Here is a 17,363-nt window from a genome sequence, read left to right as displayed (position 1 = left end):
ATCAGATTCCTTGTTCGCTGAGCCACAGGTTCAGCGCCGCCAGTTGCCACAGCTTGGAGCCGCGCAGCGGGGTCAGTTGGCCTTGCGGGTCGGTCAGCAAGCGATCAAGCATGGCGGGGTTGAACAGGCCGCGATCCTGGCTCGGGTCCAGCAGCAGCTCGCGCACCCAGTTCAAGGTGTCGCCCTGCAAATGCTTGAGGCCCGGCACTGGGAAGTAGCCCTTTTTGCGGTCAATGACTTCGCTGGGGATGACCCGGCGCGCGGCCTCTTTCAACACCTGCTTGCCGCCGTCGGGCAATTTGAATTTACCCGGCACGCGTGCCGACAGTTCGACGAGGCGGTAATCGAGAAACGGTGTGCGCGCTTCCAGGCCCCAGGCCATGGTCATGTTGTCCACGCGTTTGACCGGGTCATCGACCAGCATCACCGTGCTGTCCAGGCGCAAGGCCTTGTCCACGGCGGCGTCTGCGCCTGGCATTGCAAAATGCTCACGCACAAAGTCACCGGCAGCGTCATTGGCAGTCAGCCATTTCGGCGCGACGGTGGCGGCATAGTCGTCGTAGCTGCGGTCGAAAAATGCATCGCGGTATGCGGCGTAGGGATCGCTGGCGCCATCCACCTGCGGGTACCAGTGGTAACCGGCGAACAACTCGTCGGCACCCTGGCCGCTCTGTACCACCTTGCAATGCTTGGCCACTTCCCGCGACAGCAGGTAGAAGGCGATGCAGTCGTGGCTCACCATCGGCTCGCTCATGGCGCGGAACGCAGCCGGCAGTTGCTCGATGATTTCGCTTTCGGCGATGCGCAGTTGGTGGTGACGGGTACCGTAGTGCTTGGCAATCAGGTCCGAGTACTGAAACTCGTCGCCGCGCTCGCCACCGGCATCTTCAAAACCGATCGAGAAGGTCGACAGGTCCTGCACGCCGACTTCACGCAACAGGCCGACGAGCATGCTCGAATCGACGCCGCCGGAGAGCAGCACGCCGACATCCACGGCGGCGCGTTGGCGGATGGCCACGGCTTCGCGAGTGCTGTCGAGTACGCGGTCGGTCCAGTCTTCCAAGGTGAGATTTTGCTCATCCTCACGAGGGCCGTAGGGCAGGGTCCACCAGATTTTCTGTTCGGTCTTGCCGTTGGCGTCGATGCGCATCCAGCTCGCTGGCGGCAGCTTTTCAATGCCCGCCAGCAAGGTGCGCGGTGCAGGCACCACGGCGTGGAAATTCAGGTAGTGATTGAGCGCCACCGGATCGAGGATCGGGTTGATATCGCCGCCCTTGAGCAGTGCCGGCAACGCCGAGGCGAAGCGCAGGCGCTGGCCGGTGCGCGACAGGTACAAAGGCTTCACGCCCAGACGGTCACGGGCGATGAACAGGCGCTGGGCGTCACGCTCCCAGATCGCGAAGGCAAACATGCCGTTCAGCTTGGGGAGCAGTGCTTCGCCCCAGGCGTGGTAGCCCTTGAGCAGCACTTCGGTGTCGCCACCGGAATAGAAGGCGTAGCCCAGGGCTTCCAGCTCTTCGCGTAATTCCGGGAAGTTGTAGATGGCACCGTTGAACGCCAGCGACAGCCCAAGCTGGGCGTCGACCATTGGTTGGGCCGAGCCGTCCGACAGGTCCATGATCTTCAGGCGCCGGTGGCCCAGGGCAATCGGCCCTTGGGCGTGGAAGCCCCAGGCGTCGGGACCGCGTGGGGCCAAGTGATGGGTGATGCGCTCAATGGCCGCCAAGTCGGCAGGTTGGGCATCGAAACGTAATTCTCCAGCTAATCCGCACATAAATTCCTTACCGGTTTTTCCGTTGGGGAGGGGTCAATATTCAATGCGCCAAAAGGGCGCGTACCCAGAAACTGACCCAGTGCTATCCGTGGAGTTTTAGACCGATAAGTTATAAGGCAAATAGCCGTGATGGCGTTAAAGCCGCCCTTTGCTTGCCGCTGACTTGCCTTTCACCAACGCGCGCAGCGCAAACCGATTCGGGTGGCAGGCCTCGGCCACACTGGCCGGAACCGGCAACGGCTCAGCATTCAGCCAGGCCGCAATCAGCTCGCCGCACAGGGGCGCCGTGATCAGACCGCGTGAGCCGTGGCCGCTGTTGATGTACAGACCCGGCAGCCAGGGGCAAGGCGTATCCGGTACTTGCCGGGCGTCTTTGCCGAGTACCGCATACGCCTGTTGGAATGCTTCGTGATCGGCCAACGGCCCGACGATCGGCAGGTAGTCAGGGCTGGTGCAACGAAATGCCGCCCGACCCTCCAGTTGCTCAGGGGCCAGGTGATCGGCGCCCAGGCGTTGCAGCAAATCTTCGGAAATCTCCCGCAGCATCGCAAGGTTGCCGGCATGTTCGGTGATGGTGGGCGTGAGGTCTTCATTGGTGAAATCAAAACTCGCGCCCAGGGTGTGTTCACCCAGCCGGGCGGGTGCGACATAACCCTCGGCGCAGACCACCGTGGCCAGCCCCTCACTCGCTGCCGTTTGCGCCAGTCGGGTGATTTGCCCGCGAATTCGCTTGAGCGGCAAGTCGGCGCTGGGGGGGAATCGCTTGATCTCGGCGGCGCCGGCGAGCACCACCACACTCGCGCTGGCCAGCACGCGGTCGGCGTCGCGCGCCTGCCACTGATCATCGACCCGGTGCAGCGCAAGGGCGTCGTGATGGGTGAGCACTTCAATCAGTGGATGTGCCGCCTGCCATTGGCACAGCGCCGGTGGATGCACCCAGCCGCCTTCCGGGAAAAACAGGCCGCCCTGAGCCAGGTCGACCCCGGCCCGTTGTTGCGCCTGCTCACGGTCCAGCAGGTGCAACAATTGGGGCGCAAAGGCCTCGGCCAGTTGCGCCTGGCGCTGAGCTTCCTTGGCGTCAAATGCCAGTTGCAGCACGCCACAGCCATCCCAATCAACACCTCGGTGCAAGTGTTCCAGCAGGCGCCGGGTGTGACCGAAACCGCTGAGTATCAGCTGCGACAGTGCCGTTCCATGCGCCGAAAGCTTGAGGTACAGCACGCCCTGCGGGTTGCCCGACGCTTCCTGGGCCAGGCCGGCGTGGCGCTCCAGCAGGCTGACACGCCAACCACGTGCGGCCAGGCTCGCAGCGGTGGCGCAACCGGCCAGGCCGGCACCGATGACCATCGCATGGCGTTCGCCCTCGATAGTCGCCGGGCGGGCGAACCAGGGTTTGGGTTTGGCCGGCGGTGGCGTGTCTTCGGGCCAACCGAGGAACTCACCGCGCAGGATCTCCCACTTGTGGCCGATGCCCGGCGTGCGTTTCATCTTGAACCCGGCGGCATTGATCAGGCGGCGCACCCAACCGGTGCTGGTGAAGGTGCTGATGGTCGAGCCCGGAGCCGCCAGGCGCGCCAGTTCGGCAAACAGCTCGGCGGTCCACATGTCGGGGTTTTTCGCCGGGGCGAAGCCGTCGAGAAACCAGGCGTCGATCTGTGCATCCAGTTGCGGCAATTGCTCCAGGGCGTCGCCGACCAGCAGGGTCAGGGTGACACGGCCGTTATCCAGTACCAGGCGCTGGAAGCCTTGATGGATCGCGATGTACTGCGCCAACAGGGGCTCGGCGAAGGCACTGAGTTCCGGCCAGAGGGCCAGGGCGCGTTGCAGGTCGGTTGGGCTCAGTGGGTACTTTTCCACGCTCACAAAATGCAGGCGCGCACCGGCCACTGCGTGTTGCTCGAACAGCTGCCAGGCGCAGAGGAAGTTCAAGCCGGTGCCGAACCCGGTTTCTCCGATCACCAGCCTGCCACCCTCGGGCAGGGCGGCAAAACGCTCCTGCAAGCGGTTCTGCTCAAGGAACACGTAGCGGGTTTCTTCAAGGCCCGACTTGTCGGAGAAATACACGTCGTCGAAGACCCGCGAGTGCGGGCGTCCTTGGTCATCCCAGTCGAGCTGGGCGTGGGTTACGGGGTTCATGGGCGGCTCATAAAATAAAAGCGGGCAAAGGCAAGGTGGCCATTCTAGCCGAAGGGGGTAGCCCCATAGTTTTTACATGGAAAAAACTGCTGCGCGCGTCCTTCCACCCATCAACAATCAGCGTTAATTCCGTGCAGGCGGCCGCGGTATCGTAATGCCTTGATTTATAGGCAATAAAGGATATTGCTGATGCGCACCCAGGATGATTTGAACAACAAGCTGAACCAGTTGACCCAGAGCCAGTTGCAAGCGGCCTTACTGGAAATGACGGGTGATCTGGACAAGGCCCAGGTACTGCAAAAGAAGCTGCCGGGCTGGATGGTCAACGCGCCGCCGGGTGTGTTGGATGCACTGACCCGAGATGCCGCACGGGTGGCAGATGCCCAGGCAACCGTCGCCGAGTGCTTGAAGCCATTGCGGGCGCTGGATGAGTTTTGCAATGAGCGGCTCAAGGACTATTGCCTGACACGATGGCAACTGACCGTGGAACCGAAAAAAGATCTTTTTATTCGTGCGGTCAACGAATACGAGAAAGAAGTCTTGCCATTGAAGTACGTGAAAACCGTGAGGCTGGTGCAGGACAGCCTGCTGCAGGTGGCGATGCAGAATTTCTCCGAGGATGAGGCTCGGGCGCAATACTTTCCGGCCGGCTCGCTGTTGCAGTCGGGGTCCGGCGCTCGTGGGGTGATGGGCATTACGCCCCTCGAGTTTGCCCAAGGCTGTCGTGCCCTGGACCTTGGCCGCTTGTATCAGCAGCACCTCAGTGAAGTGCTCAAACTGGACAGTAACCTCACAAGCGATAAGCCCTACGTCAATGCTGTTGCGAGCGATATCGGCCGGATGAAAACCCTGGACGTGAAAATCGACTCTCACATTGCCTTGATGCGGGGAGATATTTCACAGGACACCTACAAGATGGTGTGCACGCTGCTGGACCGCCAGCTGACACCGTCCCAGGCTCAGGCCGCAGGGGTGGTGTTTCAAGGGCGGCCGGTCACTTGGCAAGGGCTGAACACACAGGGCGGCTGCCTGTGGAGCATCCTGGTGTTTTCCAGCCGGTCGATTGCGCAATACCCGCAGGAACCCTGTGTGGTTTACATGCCCAATGAGCCGGAACGGCCATTTTTTGAGTATTCCTCGCTGGATGACTTTCAGGTCTACCTCAAGGGCAAGCTTGAAGTGGCCGCGTATCGGGCCTTCTTTACCCGGTACCTGAGCCAGGGCGACCGGGTCGGGTTCTTCAGCCGTTTTGATCAAGCCCGTACCCTGGGGATGCTGGACGCCAACCTGCTTACGGTCAGCCTCGCGAGGCATTTTTTTGATACCTACGCAGCAAAGCTGCAAGCCGACGCGCGGACCCTGGCGGTGCCGGTGGCCGATGTGGATGAGGAGGTTCGCGAGCAGCGCTTGCAGGCGTATTTGGACGCCGGGTTGACGGTGCTCAACCTCGCCGGGTTGGTCGTCCCCGAGTTGGGGCTATTGATGACCGGCGTGGCGGTGGGCCAGATGCTCGGTGAACTCTATGAGGGCATTGAAGACTGGCGCCGTGGTGACAAGGAAGAGGCGTTCAAGCAGTTGGCGGTGGTAGCGGAAAATATCACCTCGATGGTGGTGTTCGCGGCAGGCAGCAAGGTTGTCGGTTCGGCAATGAGCCGTAGCGGTCTTAACCTGGATAGTTTCTTTAGCAAGTTTGAAGTGGTACGCCCCACGGATGGCAACCTGCGGCTGTGGCGCCCGGATATCACGCCGTACGTCCATGATCAGAGCGTTGTCGACGACGAAGTCGCGGATGATTCGGGAATCTACAACGTGGGTGGTCATTCCTACGTCAAGGTCAATGATCGTGTCCATCGGGTTTCGTTCGACTCGAAACTGGATCAATGGCGGGCCAGTCACCTGTCGCGGCACACGGCTTATCGCCCGCAATTGCTGCATAACGGCGAAGGATGTTGGCGTTTTGCGTTCGAAAAGCCTGACGAGTGGGAGGCTCAGGAGTATCTCTTTTCACGCTTGAAGCCGACAGGTCCAGGTTCCTCGCTCCATCCCGGCAAACTTGTACAGATCAAGGCCATTATGGATAAGCCCCATGATTGGGGCGTTTATCAGGCGCAGGAGTGCTTGCCCTTTCCCGCACGTTTTCGCGATCTGTACGAGCGTTTCAAGCTGGATCAGTCCATTCGCGATTTTATCTGGCAGTTGGAAAGCGGTGCCTCCCCCAGCGTCGAAAACTCGAGCTTGCAGATGCACGCCTTGCCCCTGTTAAAAGGTTGGCCCGTGGGACGCTATTTTGAGGTGCTGGATGCCCGGCGCAACGTCAAGGCACGCTACCCCGCCAGCGCAACGGTTAACGCTGCAGGCCAGCGTTTGACGGTCACCGAGCAGATGCTCAGTGACGGGAAAGTGTTTGATGCGCTGTTGTCCGGGTTGGATGAGGCACAGAAGACTGGCCTGCTGGGAGAGGGCATTGCGGCCGATCAGGAGCACGCTGTTCTGGAGCGTCAGTTGCTCGCGTATCTGAAGGCCGATCGCAAGCCGTTGTTTGAGCAGTTGTATCAGTCTTATGACGGACCCGTACCACCCGAATGGGCGTTGCTCAGGCGCACCTATCCCCAATTGCCCTGCACGTTGATGCGCGAATTGATGGCCGAGACATCAACCGTGCAGCGTGAGTCCCTGCGCGATAACCAACGAATTCCCATGGCATTGGCCGAGTCAGTGCAGCGTGCCCTTGGGGAACAACGTCTGGACCGCGCCTTGATGGGGTTTGATCAGCCAGAATTGGCCAGCCTCGATACCGCGCGGGTCGCGGTTCGAGTCATGCCGCGCGTGGCCGGGTGGGGCAGGGCGCTGCGCCTCGAGTTGCGCCAGGATTCGCCACAGGGCGACTTATTGGCCTTGGGCGCGTTCAACGGGGCTGGGGTGCGGCGCGCAGTGGTCAGGTCGAACGCCGGGTTCGAAGCGTTTGATGACCATGGCCTGAGCCTCGGTGGGCCTTATGCCGGACCGGACGGACTGTTCGAGGCGATCGATTCAGCGCTGACGGCCAGCCAGCGAGTAGCACTGGGATTACCTCTGACGGAGCCCAGTAACATTTGGCGCCTGCGCTACATGAGCGGCTCGCAGGCCAAGGGGGAGCGGGAGCTGGCTGGCGAGGCGTTTTCCAGCAGGGTCAGTGAACCTCTGGCAGAGGGGGTTCCCTGTGAAATGGCCGATTCGCCGACGGGGCCGTTGGTGCATCCGCGCGCGCTGGTGCGTAAGGTGAAGCGCTTGTACCCCTTGTTCAGTGACGCACAAGTGTCTTCACTGCTGATGTCGCTGGGCGCTGAGCCTCTTTCGCGGGCCAGGGCGGTAAAGCGTTTGAAGGCCGAGCTGGGGCATCTGCGAGCGCTGCTCAAGCATTGGAAGAACGATGTCCAGGACCTGGAGAAACAGCCGGGCCTGAGTGACATTCGTATTAGCCGCCAGCAGGTGGCAGAGCGCATTGAAGCCTGTTGGCGGCGTCAAAGCTTTGCTCTGGACGAGCACCAGACCTCCGTCGCCAGTTTGAACCTGGACGGGATGCGCATTGGTTCGTTGCCGACGCTGCCGGCCGAGATTCGTTTCGACCATGTCCAACAGTTGTCACTCAAAAATATGCAGCTGGGTGATGACGTCGCTTATTTCCTGAAGTGTTTCAAGGGGCTGAGGCGTCTGGACCTGGACCGAAACCACCTGACCCGGTTACCGGAAGTGCTCTCACGCATGTTTGAACTTGAGAGTTTGTCGATGCCCCATAACCGGTTGGCGCTGACTGACTACACGCGGCTGAAACTGGCGGACCTGAGTGCGTTGCGCCTGCTGGACCTGAGCCATAACCCGCTGGAAAAACTGGTGGATATCGGCAAGATGCGTGACTTGCATACGCTGTTATTGCAGGACACAAAAATCACCGACCTGCCCGTAGGTCTGGGGCGGCTGGCCCGGCTTGAGCAAATGGATTTGCGCGACAACGCGATTACCGTGTTGCCCGAGTGGTTGTTTGCGACGCCGCGTAGTTTCAGTCAGTCGATTAACCTGGGCGGTAACCCGTTATCCAGTTCGACGGTAACGGCACTCCTTCGTTATCGCGACGATGTCGGTATTGGCATGGGCTACGTGAGGGACGATCAACCACGCAGGACCGAGTTGAGGGCCAGGGCATTATGGTTGCCGCAGGAAACGGCCACCCGGGATATTCACAAGCGTACGGTTTGGGCCAACCTGCGCGATGATCCGGAATCGACACCGTTGTTCGAGTTGCTGGCTCAATTGACCGGGACTGCGGACAGTCAATACGTGCGCGAGGACTTGACCCGGCGCGTCTGGGAGGTGTTGCAGGCGACCCATGACAGCGTCGGGCTGCGCGAGCGGGTGTTTCAACTGGCGGCTCATCCGACGAACTGTTCAGATGGGACGGCACAGATATTCAGTCAGATAGAGGTCTTGAAGGAGGTCGAGAAAGCGACTCTTCAGGCCGGTCGCTCACACAGCAACTCCGGCGCGTTGTTGAACCTGGGCCGTGGTTTGTTTCGCCTCAGTGAACTGGAAAAGATTGCCGCGACTTACGCTGTCGAGCACTTCTCCCTGGACCCCCTGGAAGTCAGCCTGGCATTCCGGGTCGGGTTGGCCCAGGCCCTGGAACTACCGGGGCAGCCCAAGCACATGAATTTTGCATTTTTTGCCAATGTGACCAGCGATGGGCTGGAGGTGGCGCAGTCCCAAGTGCGCACGGCAGAGTTGTCCCCCGCATTCTTGCGCTTTATTACCCAATTGGCGTTCTGGCGAATCCACCTGGAACAGCAATTTCCCGGGGCATTCCAGTCCGCGACGGCGCCCTTTGATGCGCAGCAACAAACACTCTTCGAGAACAGCCAGAACCTCACCGACGGCGAGTACCTCAAGCAAATGGAAGCCCTGCGATCGCCTCGCGGGCAGGCAATCACTGACGTAGTGGAGCGCCTGACACAGCAGATGTTGAAACAGCAGGACCTGGGCATTTGCCATGTTCCCGGGAATTAGCCATCGGCCCCGCTGATTGATCCACGGCAAGCCGGTAGGAATTCCTTGACCGGCGTGCTGCCCAATCCGCTAGTCTTGAGCCATCTTGAAACGGAGCTGCCCATGTTCGAATCCGCCGAAATCGGTCACGCCATCGACAAAGACACCTATGACGCCGAAGTGCCGGCCTTGCGCGAAGCCTTGCTGGAGGTGCAGTACGAGCTGCAACAGCAGAAGCGCTTCCCGGTGATCATCCTGATCAACGGCATCGAAGGGGCCGGCAAGGGCGAGACCGTCAAGCTGCTCAATGAATGGATGGACCCACGCCTGATCGAGGTGCGCACCTTCGACCAGCAGACCGACGAAGAACTGGCGCGCCCGCCGGCGTGGCGTTACTGGCGGCAACTGCCTGCCAAAGGCCGCATGGGCATCTTTTTTGGCAACTGGTACAGCCAGATGCTGCAAGGCCGGGTGCACGGTGACATCAAGGATGCCCGCCTGGACCAGGCTATCGCCGGTGCCGAACGCCTGGAGAAGATGTTCTGCGACGAAGGCGCGCTGATCTTCAAGTTCTGGTTCCACCTGTCCAAGAAGCAAATGAAGGCGCGGCTCAAGGCGCTGGCCGACGACCCGCTGCACAGCTGGCGCATCAGCCCGCTGGACTGGCAGCAGTCCAAGACCTACGACAAGTTTGTGCATTTTGGTGAGCGCATCCTGCGCCGCACCAGTCGTGACTACGCGCCGTGGCATGTGATTGAAGGGGTCGACGCGCATTACCGCAGCCTCACTGTGGGCAACATTCTGCTGGAGGGCCTGCAAAACGCCTTGAAGCAGACCAAAGGCAAGGCCAGCGGCATGAACCCCGCGCCGTTGCTGGCGTCGGTGGATCACAAGAGCCTGCTGGACAGCCTCGACATGACCTTGCGCCTGGAAAAGGACGATTACGAAGAACAACTGATCACCGAACAGGCACGCTTCTCCGGGCTGATGCGCGATAAGCGCATGCGCAAACACGCGCTGGTCACCGTATTCGAAGGCAATGACGCGGCGGGCAAGGGCGGGGCAATCCGGCGTGTCGCGGCGGCGCTGGACCCGCGCCAGTACCATATCGTGCCGATAGCTGCGCCGAGTGAAGACGAGCGCGCCCAGCCTTACCTGTGGCGGTTCTGGCAAAAGATCCCGGCGCGCGGCATGTTCACGGTGTTTGACCGTTCGTGGTACGGCCGCGTCCTGGTGGAACGCGTCGAAGGCTTCTGCACTCCGGCGGACTGGATGCGAGCCTACGGCGAGATCAATGACTTTGAAGAGCAACTGCGCGATGCGGGTGTGATCGTGGTCAAGTTCTGGCTGGCCATCGACAAGCAGACCCAGTTGGAGCGTTTCCAGGCCCGCGAGGAAATCCCGTTCAAGCGCTTCAAGATTACCGAAGACGACTGGCGTAACCGCGACAAGTGGGATGACTACCGCGCCGCCGTGGGCGACATGGTCGACCGCACCAGTACCGAAGTTGCGCCATGGACCCTGGTGGAAGCCAATGACAAACGCTGGGCGCGGGTCAAGGTGCTGCGCACCATCAACCTCGCGTTGGAAGAGGCGTTCGCCAAGTCCGACAAGCACGACAAGAAAGGCAAGAAGAAGTAGGCCTATCTATGGGGTGAATGATCGTCGCGGTTGGGAGGGCCTGGATCTATCCTCGATCCATCTCCCAACAACGACAAGATCGAGGTAGCCCATGCGTGAAGTAGTGATCGTCGACAGCGTGCGAACCGGCCTGGCCAAATCCTTTCGTGGCAAGTTCAACCAGACCCGCCCCGATGACATGGCGGCCCATTGTGTGAATGCGCTGCTGACCCGCAATGGTATCGACCCGGCGACTGTCGAGGACTGCATTGTCGGCGCCGGCTCCAACGAAGGCGCCCAGGGTTACAACATCGGGCGCAATGTGGCGGTGCTCTCGCAACTGGGCACCGGTACGGCCGGCATGACCCTCAACCGCTTCTGCTCCTCGGGCTTGCAAGCGATCGCGATTGCCGCCAACCAGATCGCGTCGGGCTGCAGCGACATCATCATCGCCGGGGGCGTCGAGTCCATCAGCCTGACCCTGAAAAGCGTGAATACCGACAACCTGATCAACCCGCTGCTTAAAGAGCAGGTGCCGGGCATCTACTTCCCCATGGGCCAGACCGCCGAAATCGTTGCCCGCCGCTATCACGTGAGCCGCGAAGACCAGGACCTGTACGCCTTGCAAAGCCAGCAGCGCACTGCCCAGGCTCAGGCCGACGGTTTGTTCGACGATGAAATTGTGCCGATGGCGGTCAAGTACAGGGTCGAGGACAAGCACACCGGCGAGGTGCAGGTGCTGGAGGGTGTGGTTGAGCGCGACGACTGCAACCGCCCTGACACCACCCTGGCCAGCCTCAGCGGGTTGAAGCCGGTGTTTGCCGAAGACGGTTCGGTGACGGCGGGCAACTCCTCGCAGCTCTCCGATGGCGCCTCTATGACACTGGTGATGAGCCTGGAAAAAGCCCTCGAGCTGGGGCTCAAGCCCAAGGCGTTTTTCCGAGGCTTTACCGTGGCCGGTTGTGCGCCTGACGAGATGGGCATCGGCCCGGTGTTTTCGGTGCCCAAGCTGCTCAAGGCCAAGGGCTTGCAGGTGGCGGATATCGACCTGTGGGAACTCAACGAAGCGTTTGCGTCCCAGTGCTTGTACGCGCGCAACCGCCTGGAAATCGACAATGCCCGGTACAACGTCAACGGCGGTTCGATTTCCATCGGGCACCCGTTTGGCATGACCGGCTCGCGACAAGTCGGGCATTTGGTGCGGGAGCTGCAGCGGCGCAACCTGCGTTACGGCATCGTCACCATGTGCGTGGGCGGCGGTATGGGCGCTACCGGATTATTCGAAGCCGTGCGCTAGGTTTTTATTGGGAATACTGGATCAACGTGGGCGCTGGCTTATGTGGGAGCCGGGCTTGCCCGCGATGCAGGCACTGCGGTGTGTCAGTCACACCGCAGTGATGCAATCGCAGGCAAGCCAGCTCCCACACACGCCCTAGCTTTGATTTGTGTGTGCTGGAAAATATCGCTCGCCAAGGCACCCCTTGGTCCCCCTAGAATGGCTGTTCCACTTCCTCAGGCATTCGGGGCACTCATGCACATCTCTTCCGGCCGCTGGGTCTATGGCTTTGGCTTGACCCTGCTGACCGCGTTTCTTTGGGGCATTCTGCCGATCAAGCTCAAGCAGGTGCTGCAGGTGATGGACCCGATCACCGTCACCTGGTTTCGCCTGACCGTTGCCGGCGGCTGCCTGTTCCTCTACCTCGCCGCGACCAGGCGCCTGCCTAGCCGCAAAGTGCTCGGCCCCAAGGGCGGCTGGCTGGTAGCCATGGCCGTGTGTGGCCTGGTGGGCAACTATGTGCTGTACCTGGTCGGCCTGAAAATGCTCAGCCCCGGCACCGCACAATTGGTCGTGCAGATGGGCCCGATCTTTCTGATGGTCGCCAGTGTATTTGTGTTCAAGGAGCGCTTCAGCCTGGGACAGGGCATGGGCCTGGTGGTGTTGATCATCGGCTTCGGCTTGTTCTTCAATCAGCGTCTGGTGGAACTGTTGACGTCGCTGGGAACTTACACGGCCGGTGTGCTGACGATCCTGCTCGCCACCACTATCTGGGTGTTCTATGCCCTGGGCCAGAAGCAGTTGCTGACGGTGTGGAACTCGCTGCAAGTGATGATGGTGATCTACCTGTCGTGCGCCGTGCTGCTCACGCCGTGGGCACATCCGCTGGAGGCGCTGCAACTGAGCCCGTTGCAAGGCTGGCTGTTGCTGGCGTGTTGCATGAATACGCTGGTGGCTTATGGGGCGTTTGCCGAGGCGCTGGCGCACTGGGAAGCCTCGCGGGTCAGTGCGACCCTGGCGCTGACGCCGTTGGTGACCTTTGTGGCCGTGGCGCTGGCGGCGTGGCTATGGCCGGACTTTGTGCAGGCCGAAGAGATCAACGCCATCGGTTATGCCGGGGCGTTGGTGGTCGTGCTGGGCTCGGCGATGGTTGCCTTGGCGCCGTCATTGCTCGCCGGGCTCAAGGCCCGGCGGCTGCGGTTGGGTGTAGCTCGATAAGGCGTCGAGTCAAGTGGGTGAAGTCCCCATTGAAAGAGTGAGTGCCGGGGATTTCTGCTGCGCTTACCCACTCGGGAAGCGAGGGCTGACGGCATAACCCAGTGCTATTTTCGGAGGTATGCAAGCAGGTAACAGGCATCAGCCCTTTCAATTGAAACAGTGCCGGTAATGGGTCGTGGTGGGTAACCGGCTCGCGCAGATGCCGGTAGGCCTGGGTGATCCGGTTGAGCCAGCCCACGGTGATGTAGTGTTCCAGTTCGATCTCCAGGAACACATCCTGGGTAGGCTCCAGCAATGTCAGTTGCGAGATGCGCACACGGTTCTCGGGTTTAAGCTGGTTGATGAGTGATGGCAGGACATTGGCCCCGAAAGAAAAGCCAATTAACCAGATCTTGGGCGCACCCCATTCCTTGCGGTAAACCGTGATAAGGGCGTCCAACTGTGCGGCCGAGTCTGCCACGGGTTGTTCATGCCAGAAATACGCCAGTGTACTGATGCCCAACACGCCGTAGCCACGTTCGTTAAGGTTGTGGCTGATGGCCTGCTCCAAGGGTGCCCAGCCGCCGTCACCGGAGTAGAAGATGACAAGCTCGTTCATGGCGGGTGCTGTCGAGGGGGGCGGCAGAATAACGGGAAACGCCCGCAACGCGGAGCTGTCGGCCGGGTACCAGGCTGCCAGCCCCATAAGCCCTGTCACCATGAAGAGGATAAACAGGCTGCTTCGCTTCATGCGATGATCGTCCGTCCAGAGGTTTGTTATGCATTGAACCTCTGGAGGACGGGCGCACGTAACTGTGACAACTGACAGTAGACGCGGATGGTTTCGACGACGTACTAGTGCCCGGCTTCGAGCATGTTTTCCGGGCGAACCCACTGATCGAACTCTGCGTCGGTCAGGTAGCCGAGGTCCAGTGCGGCTTCCCTTAGCGTCAGCCCTTCGGCGTAAGCCTTCTTGGCGATCTGCGCCGACTTGTCGTAGCCGATATGCGGGTTGAGCGCCGTCACCAGCATCAGCCCGCGCTCCAGGTGCTCGGCCATTTTCCCGGCGTCGGGCTCCAGGCCTGCCACGCAATGCTCCTGGAAATTATTGCAGCCATCGGCCAGCAGGCGGATCGACTCCAGCAAGTTGTGGATGATCACGGGTTTGTACACGTTCAACTGCAAGTGCCCCTGGCTGGCGGCAATGCCGATGGTCACGTCGTTGCCCAGCACCTGGCAGGCCAGCATCGACAGCGCTTCACATTGGGTAGGGTTGACCTTGCCGGGCATGATCGAGCTGCCTGGCTCGTTGGCCGGCAACTTGACTTCCGCCAGCCCGGCACGCGGGCCGGAGCCCAGCAGGCGCAGGTCATTGGCGATTTTCATCAAGGCCACCGCCAGGGTTTTCAGCGCGCCGTGCAGGGTCACCAGCGGCTCATGGCCCGAGAGGGCGGCGAATTTATTCGGCGCGGTGACAAACGGCAACCCCGACAGGGCTGCCAATTCAGCAGCAATCGCTTCGCCAAAACCATGGGGCGAATTGAGCCCGGTGCCGACGGCGGTGCCGCCCTGGGCCAGTTCGCACACCGGGGGCAGGGCGCTGCGGATCGCGCGTTCGGCGTAATCCAGTTGGGCGATAAACGCCGAGAGTTCCTGGCCGAAGGTGATGGGCGTGGCGTCCATCATGTGAGTGCGGCCGGTCTTCACCAGCTTCATATGCCGTGCCGACAGTTCCGCCAGGCCACCGGACAGATAAGTGATCGCCGGCAGCAGTTGCTTGGTCACGGCTTGCACGGCCGCGATGCTCATGGCGGTGGGAAAGCAGTCGTTGGAGCTCTGGGAGCGGTTGACGTGATCGTTGGGGTGCACCGGGCTCTTGCCGCCACGGGGTTTGCCCGACAGCTCGTTGGCACGGCCGGCGATGACTTCATTGGCGTTCATATTGCTTTGGGTGCCGCTGCCGGTCTGCCAGACCACCAGGGGGAATTGGTCGTCATGCTGGCCGTCGAGCACTTCATCGGCAGCCTGTTCGATCAGGCGGGCGATGTCGGCGGGGAGGTCGCCATTGCGGTCGTTGACCCGGGCGGCGGCTTTCTTGATCAGCGCCAGGGCGTGCAGTACCGCCAGGGGCATGCGTTGCTCGCCGATGGCGAAATTCACCAGTGAACGTTGGGTCTGCGCGCCCCAGTAAGCGTCATCCGGGACTTGAACGTCTCCCAGGCTGTCGGTTTCGATACGGCTCATCGGGCACACTCCTTCAGGTTCGTTTGCGCAGTTTAGGCCGTGATGGGCCCGTGGGGTTCCATAAAAGACTTTTCATCGGATGCAAGTCCCGCAAATCCCGGCCGAACAAGGCCCGGGGTTGAGCCGCAAGGTTTTTTAGGCGCAGAATGGTCGCCCTTGGGGTCTTACCTCGCCTGCTAGAAAAGGAAACTCGATGACTCGTCTTCGTGCCATCTGTACCGCGGTTGCTCTGGTTTGCGCCAGCGGCCAAGTGTTTGCCGATACCGCCAGCCATAACGCCAGTGCCGAAGCCTTCCTTACCCTGGCCCACGCTGACAAGCTGGGTACCCCGGTGTACATGCAAGTGCAGCAAATGTTCGCCCAGCGTTTCGAACAGACCAAGGCGCCTGCCGCCAAGCAGTCCGTACTGGACAGCTACCAGGCCAAGGCCAACGCTGCTCTGGACCAAGCCATTGGCTGGCCGAAGCTGAAGCCGGACATGGTCAAGCTCTACACCACCAACTTCAGCGAATCCGAGCTCAAGGACCTGGTTGCGTTCTACCAGTCCCCACTGGGCAAGAAAGTCCTGGAAAAAATGCCGCAACTGACCCAGCAATCGGCCCAGATGACCCAGGCCAAACTGGAAAGCGCCGTACCGGTGGTGAACAAGCTGTTGGAAGACATGACCAACGAGCTGACGCCTAAAGCCGCCGCACCGGCCAAGAAGAAGTAAGCAGGAATGACCATGCAACAGCGTATCGAAACGGCGCTCGCCGCCCTGAGCCCGCAACACTTGAGCGTGCTGGATGAAAGCCACATGCACAGCCGTGGGTTGCAGACCCACTTCAAGGCCGTGCTGGTCAGCCAGCAGTTCGAGGGGCTTAACCGCGTCAAGCGCCACCAGACGGTCTATGCCACCCTGGGTGACCTGATGAGCGAATTTCATGCGCTGGCGCTGCATACCTACACGCCCGAAGAATGGGCGAAAATCGACGCAGCCCCGGCCTCGCCGACCTGCGCCGGCGGGCATAGCTGACGCACGGGTGTCTCTGACACCTCGCATTTGCTAGAATCCGCAACGCGCCGCTTAGCCGGCGCGTTTTTTTTGCATCCGGTTCACCCCTTACGAGGGTAGCCACCTGGAGAGAACACCCATGACCCAACCGATTGTCGTGGCGGCACTGTATAAGTTCGTCACTCTCGAAGATTACGTCGCCCTGCGCGAGCCCCTGCTGCAGGCAATGGTCGACAACGGCATCAAGGGCACCTTGCTGATCGCCGAAGAAGGCATCAACGGCACCGTTTCCGGCAGCCGCGAAGGCATTGATGGCCTGATGGCCTGGCTGAAGAACGACCCACGCATGGTCGACATCGATCACAAAGAGTCGTACTGCGACGACCAGCCGTTCTACCGCACCAAGGTCAAGCTCAAGAAAGAGATCGTGACCCTGGGCGTCGAAGGCGTCGACCCGAATAAAAAGGTCGGCACCTACGTCAACCCACAAGACTGGAACGCACTGATCAGCGACCCGGAAGTGCTGTTGATCGACACGCGCAACGACTACGAAGTGTCCATCGGCACGTTTGAAGGCGCGATCGACCCGAAGACCACCAGTTTTCGCGAATTCCCCGACTACATCAAAGCCAACTTCGACCCGGCCAGGCACAAGAAAGTCGCGATGTTCTGCACCGGCGGCATTCGTTGCGAGAAGGCTTCCAGCTTTATGCTCAGCGAAGGCTTCGATGAGGTCTACCACCTCAAGGGTGGCATCCTGAAGTACCTCGAAGAGGTGCCGCAGGCAGAGACCAAATGGCAGGGCGACTGTTTTGTGTTCGACAATCGCGTCACCGTGCGCCACGACTTGAGCGAAGGCGACTACGATCAATGTCATGCCTGCCGTACACCGGTGAGCGTAGAAGACCGCGCGTCCGAGCATTATGTGGCTGGCATCAGTTGCCCGCATTGCTGGGATAAGCTGCCGGAGAAGACCCGCCGCAGCGCGATTGACCGGCAAAAGCAGATCGAGCTGGCCAAGGCCCGCAATTTGCCGCACCCGATTGGCTTCAACTACAAGCAAACCCCCTCCGAGGCCTGACCCATGCCCGCGCGCCTGCTCTATG

General features: G+C 60.8%; 11 protein-coding genes. 7 read left to right on the top strand and 4 right to left on the bottom strand.

What is annotated here, in order from left to right; translation table 11 throughout:
* Window position 1: 1 nt before the first annotated feature.
* Both A7J50_RS19980 and mnmC read right to left on the bottom strand, forming a co-directional pair.
* Window positions 2-1,774, bottom strand: a complete 1,773-nt coding sequence (locus A7J50_RS19980) for an N-acetylglutaminylglutamine amidotransferase (RefSeq protein ID WP_064453364.1) — start codon at window positions 1,772-1,774, stop codon at window positions 2-4.
* 135 nt (window positions 1,775-1,909) lie between these two features.
* The gene (mnmC, locus tag A7J50_RS19975) at window positions 1,910-3,910 is read right to left on the bottom strand and encodes a bifunctional tRNA (5-methylaminomethyl-2-thiouridine)(34)-methyltransferase MnmD/FAD-dependent 5-carboxymethylaminomethyl-2-thiouridine(34) oxidoreductase MnmC (RefSeq protein WP_064453363.1); all 2,001 of its coding nucleotides are present in this window, start codon (window positions 3,908-3,910) and stop codon (window positions 1,910-1,912) included.
* Window positions 3,911-4,099: 189 nt separating this feature from the next.
* Between mnmC and A7J50_RS19970 the strand changes: the two genes are divergently transcribed.
* From A7J50_RS19970 to A7J50_RS19955, 4 genes are all read left to right on the top strand, one after another.
* Complete coding sequence (locus A7J50_RS19970; protein ID WP_064453362.1) at window positions 4,100-8,947, top strand: NEL-type E3 ubiquitin ligase domain-containing protein; 4,848 nt, start codon at window positions 4,100-4,102, stop codon at window positions 8,945-8,947.
* Window positions 8,948-9,049: 102 nt separating this feature from the next.
* Window positions 9,050-10,567 (top strand): polyphosphate:AMP phosphotransferase, encoded by a 1,518-nt coding sequence (gene pap / locus A7J50_RS19965; RefSeq protein WP_064453361.1) that lies wholly within the window; start codon window positions 9,050-9,052, stop codon window positions 10,565-10,567.
* Between the two features lie 91 nt (window positions 10,568-10,658).
* Window positions 10,659-11,843, top strand: a complete 1,185-nt coding sequence (locus A7J50_RS19960) for a thiolase family protein (protein WP_064453360.1) — start codon at window positions 10,659-10,661, stop codon at window positions 11,841-11,843.
* 234 nt (window positions 11,844-12,077) lie between these two features.
* Window positions 12,078-13,040 (top strand): DMT family transporter, encoded by a 963-nt coding sequence (locus tag A7J50_RS19955; protein WP_064453359.1) that lies wholly within the window; start codon window positions 12,078-12,080, stop codon window positions 13,038-13,040.
* On the opposite strand, the gene A7J50_RS19950 is transcribed toward A7J50_RS19955, so the two are convergent.
* A complete protein-coding gene (locus tag A7J50_RS19950) occupies window positions 13,003-13,770 on the bottom strand; it encodes an AcvB/VirJ family lysyl-phosphatidylglycerol hydrolase (RefSeq protein WP_064453358.1) in 768 nt (255 codons plus the stop codon). The two genes, A7J50_RS19955 and A7J50_RS19950, sit on opposite strands and share 38 nt — an antisense overlap.
* A 104-nt stretch (window positions 13,771-13,874) precedes the next feature.
* The gene (locus A7J50_RS19945) at window positions 13,875-15,263 is read right to left on the bottom strand and encodes a class II fumarate hydratase (RefSeq protein WP_064453357.1); all 1,389 of its coding nucleotides are present in this window, start codon (window positions 15,261-15,263) and stop codon (window positions 13,875-13,877) included.
* A gap of 193 nt (window positions 15,264-15,456) precedes the next feature.
* Here A7J50_RS19945 and A7J50_RS19940 point away from each other — a divergent pair, with 193 nt between their 5' ends.
* From A7J50_RS19940 to A7J50_RS19930, 3 genes are all read left to right on the top strand, one after another.
* Window positions 15,457-15,975, top strand: coding sequence for a DUF2059 domain-containing protein (locus A7J50_RS19940; protein ID WP_003236690.1), 519 nt, complete (start codon window positions 15,457-15,459; stop codon window positions 15,973-15,975).
* Between the two features lie 6 nt (window positions 15,976-15,981).
* The gene (locus A7J50_RS19935; protein WP_053257204.1) at window positions 15,982-16,278 is read left to right on the top strand and encodes a BolA family protein; all 297 of its coding nucleotides are present in this window, start codon (window positions 15,982-15,984) and stop codon (window positions 16,276-16,278) included.
* A gap of 118 nt (window positions 16,279-16,396) precedes the next feature.
* A complete protein-coding gene (locus A7J50_RS19930; RefSeq protein ID WP_064453356.1) occupies window positions 16,397-17,338 on the top strand; it encodes a rhodanese-related sulfurtransferase in 942 nt (313 codons plus the stop codon).
* Window positions 17,339-17,363: the final 25 nt, after the last annotated feature.

The organism is Pseudomonas antarctica (assembly GCF_001647715.1).
Classification (GTDB): Bacteria; Pseudomonadota; Gammaproteobacteria; order Pseudomonadales; family Pseudomonadaceae; genus Aquipseudomonas; species Aquipseudomonas antarctica_A.
Note: the sequence above shows the minus strand (reverse complement) of the source record. Positions and strands in the feature narration are given on the sequence as shown.

What these genes read in the sequence shown, in the direction of transcription:
- mnmC (WP_064453363.1), bottom strand. Translation starts at nt 3,910, where the DNA reads ATGAACCCCGTAACCCACGCCCAGCTCGACTGGGATGACCAAGGACGC.
- A7J50_RS19945 (WP_064453357.1), bottom strand. Translation starts at nt 15,263, where the DNA reads ATGAGCCGTATCGAAACCGACAGCCTGGGAGACGTTCAAGTCCCGGAT.
- A7J50_RS19980 (WP_064453364.1), bottom strand. Translation starts at nt 1,774, where the DNA reads ATGTGCGGATTAGCTGGAGAATTACGTTTCGATGCCCAACCTGCCGAC.
- pap (WP_064453361.1), top strand. Translation starts at nt 9,050, where the DNA reads ATGTTCGAATCCGCCGAAATCGGTCACGCCATCGACAAAGACACCTAT.
- A7J50_RS19970 (WP_064453362.1), top strand. Translation starts at nt 4,100, where the DNA reads ATGCGCACCCAGGATGATTTGAACAACAAGCTGAACCAGTTGACCCAG.
- A7J50_RS19955 (WP_064453359.1), top strand. Translation starts at nt 12,078, where the DNA reads ATGCACATCTCTTCCGGCCGCTGGGTCTATGGCTTTGGCTTGACCCTG.
- A7J50_RS19950 (WP_064453358.1), bottom strand. Translation starts at nt 13,770, where the DNA reads ATGAAGCGAAGCAGCCTGTTTATCCTCTTCATGGTGACAGGGCTTATG.
- A7J50_RS19935 (WP_053257204.1), top strand. Translation starts at nt 15,982, where the DNA reads ATGACCATGCAACAGCGTATCGAAACGGCGCTCGCCGCCCTGAGCCCG.
- A7J50_RS19960 (WP_064453360.1), top strand. Translation starts at nt 10,659, where the DNA reads ATGCGTGAAGTAGTGATCGTCGACAGCGTGCGAACCGGCCTGGCCAAA.
- A7J50_RS19930 (WP_064453356.1), top strand. Translation starts at nt 16,397, where the DNA reads ATGACCCAACCGATTGTCGTGGCGGCACTGTATAAGTTCGTCACTCTC.
- A7J50_RS19940 (WP_003236690.1), top strand. Translation starts at nt 15,457, where the DNA reads ATGACTCGTCTTCGTGCCATCTGTACCGCGGTTGCTCTGGTTTGCGCC.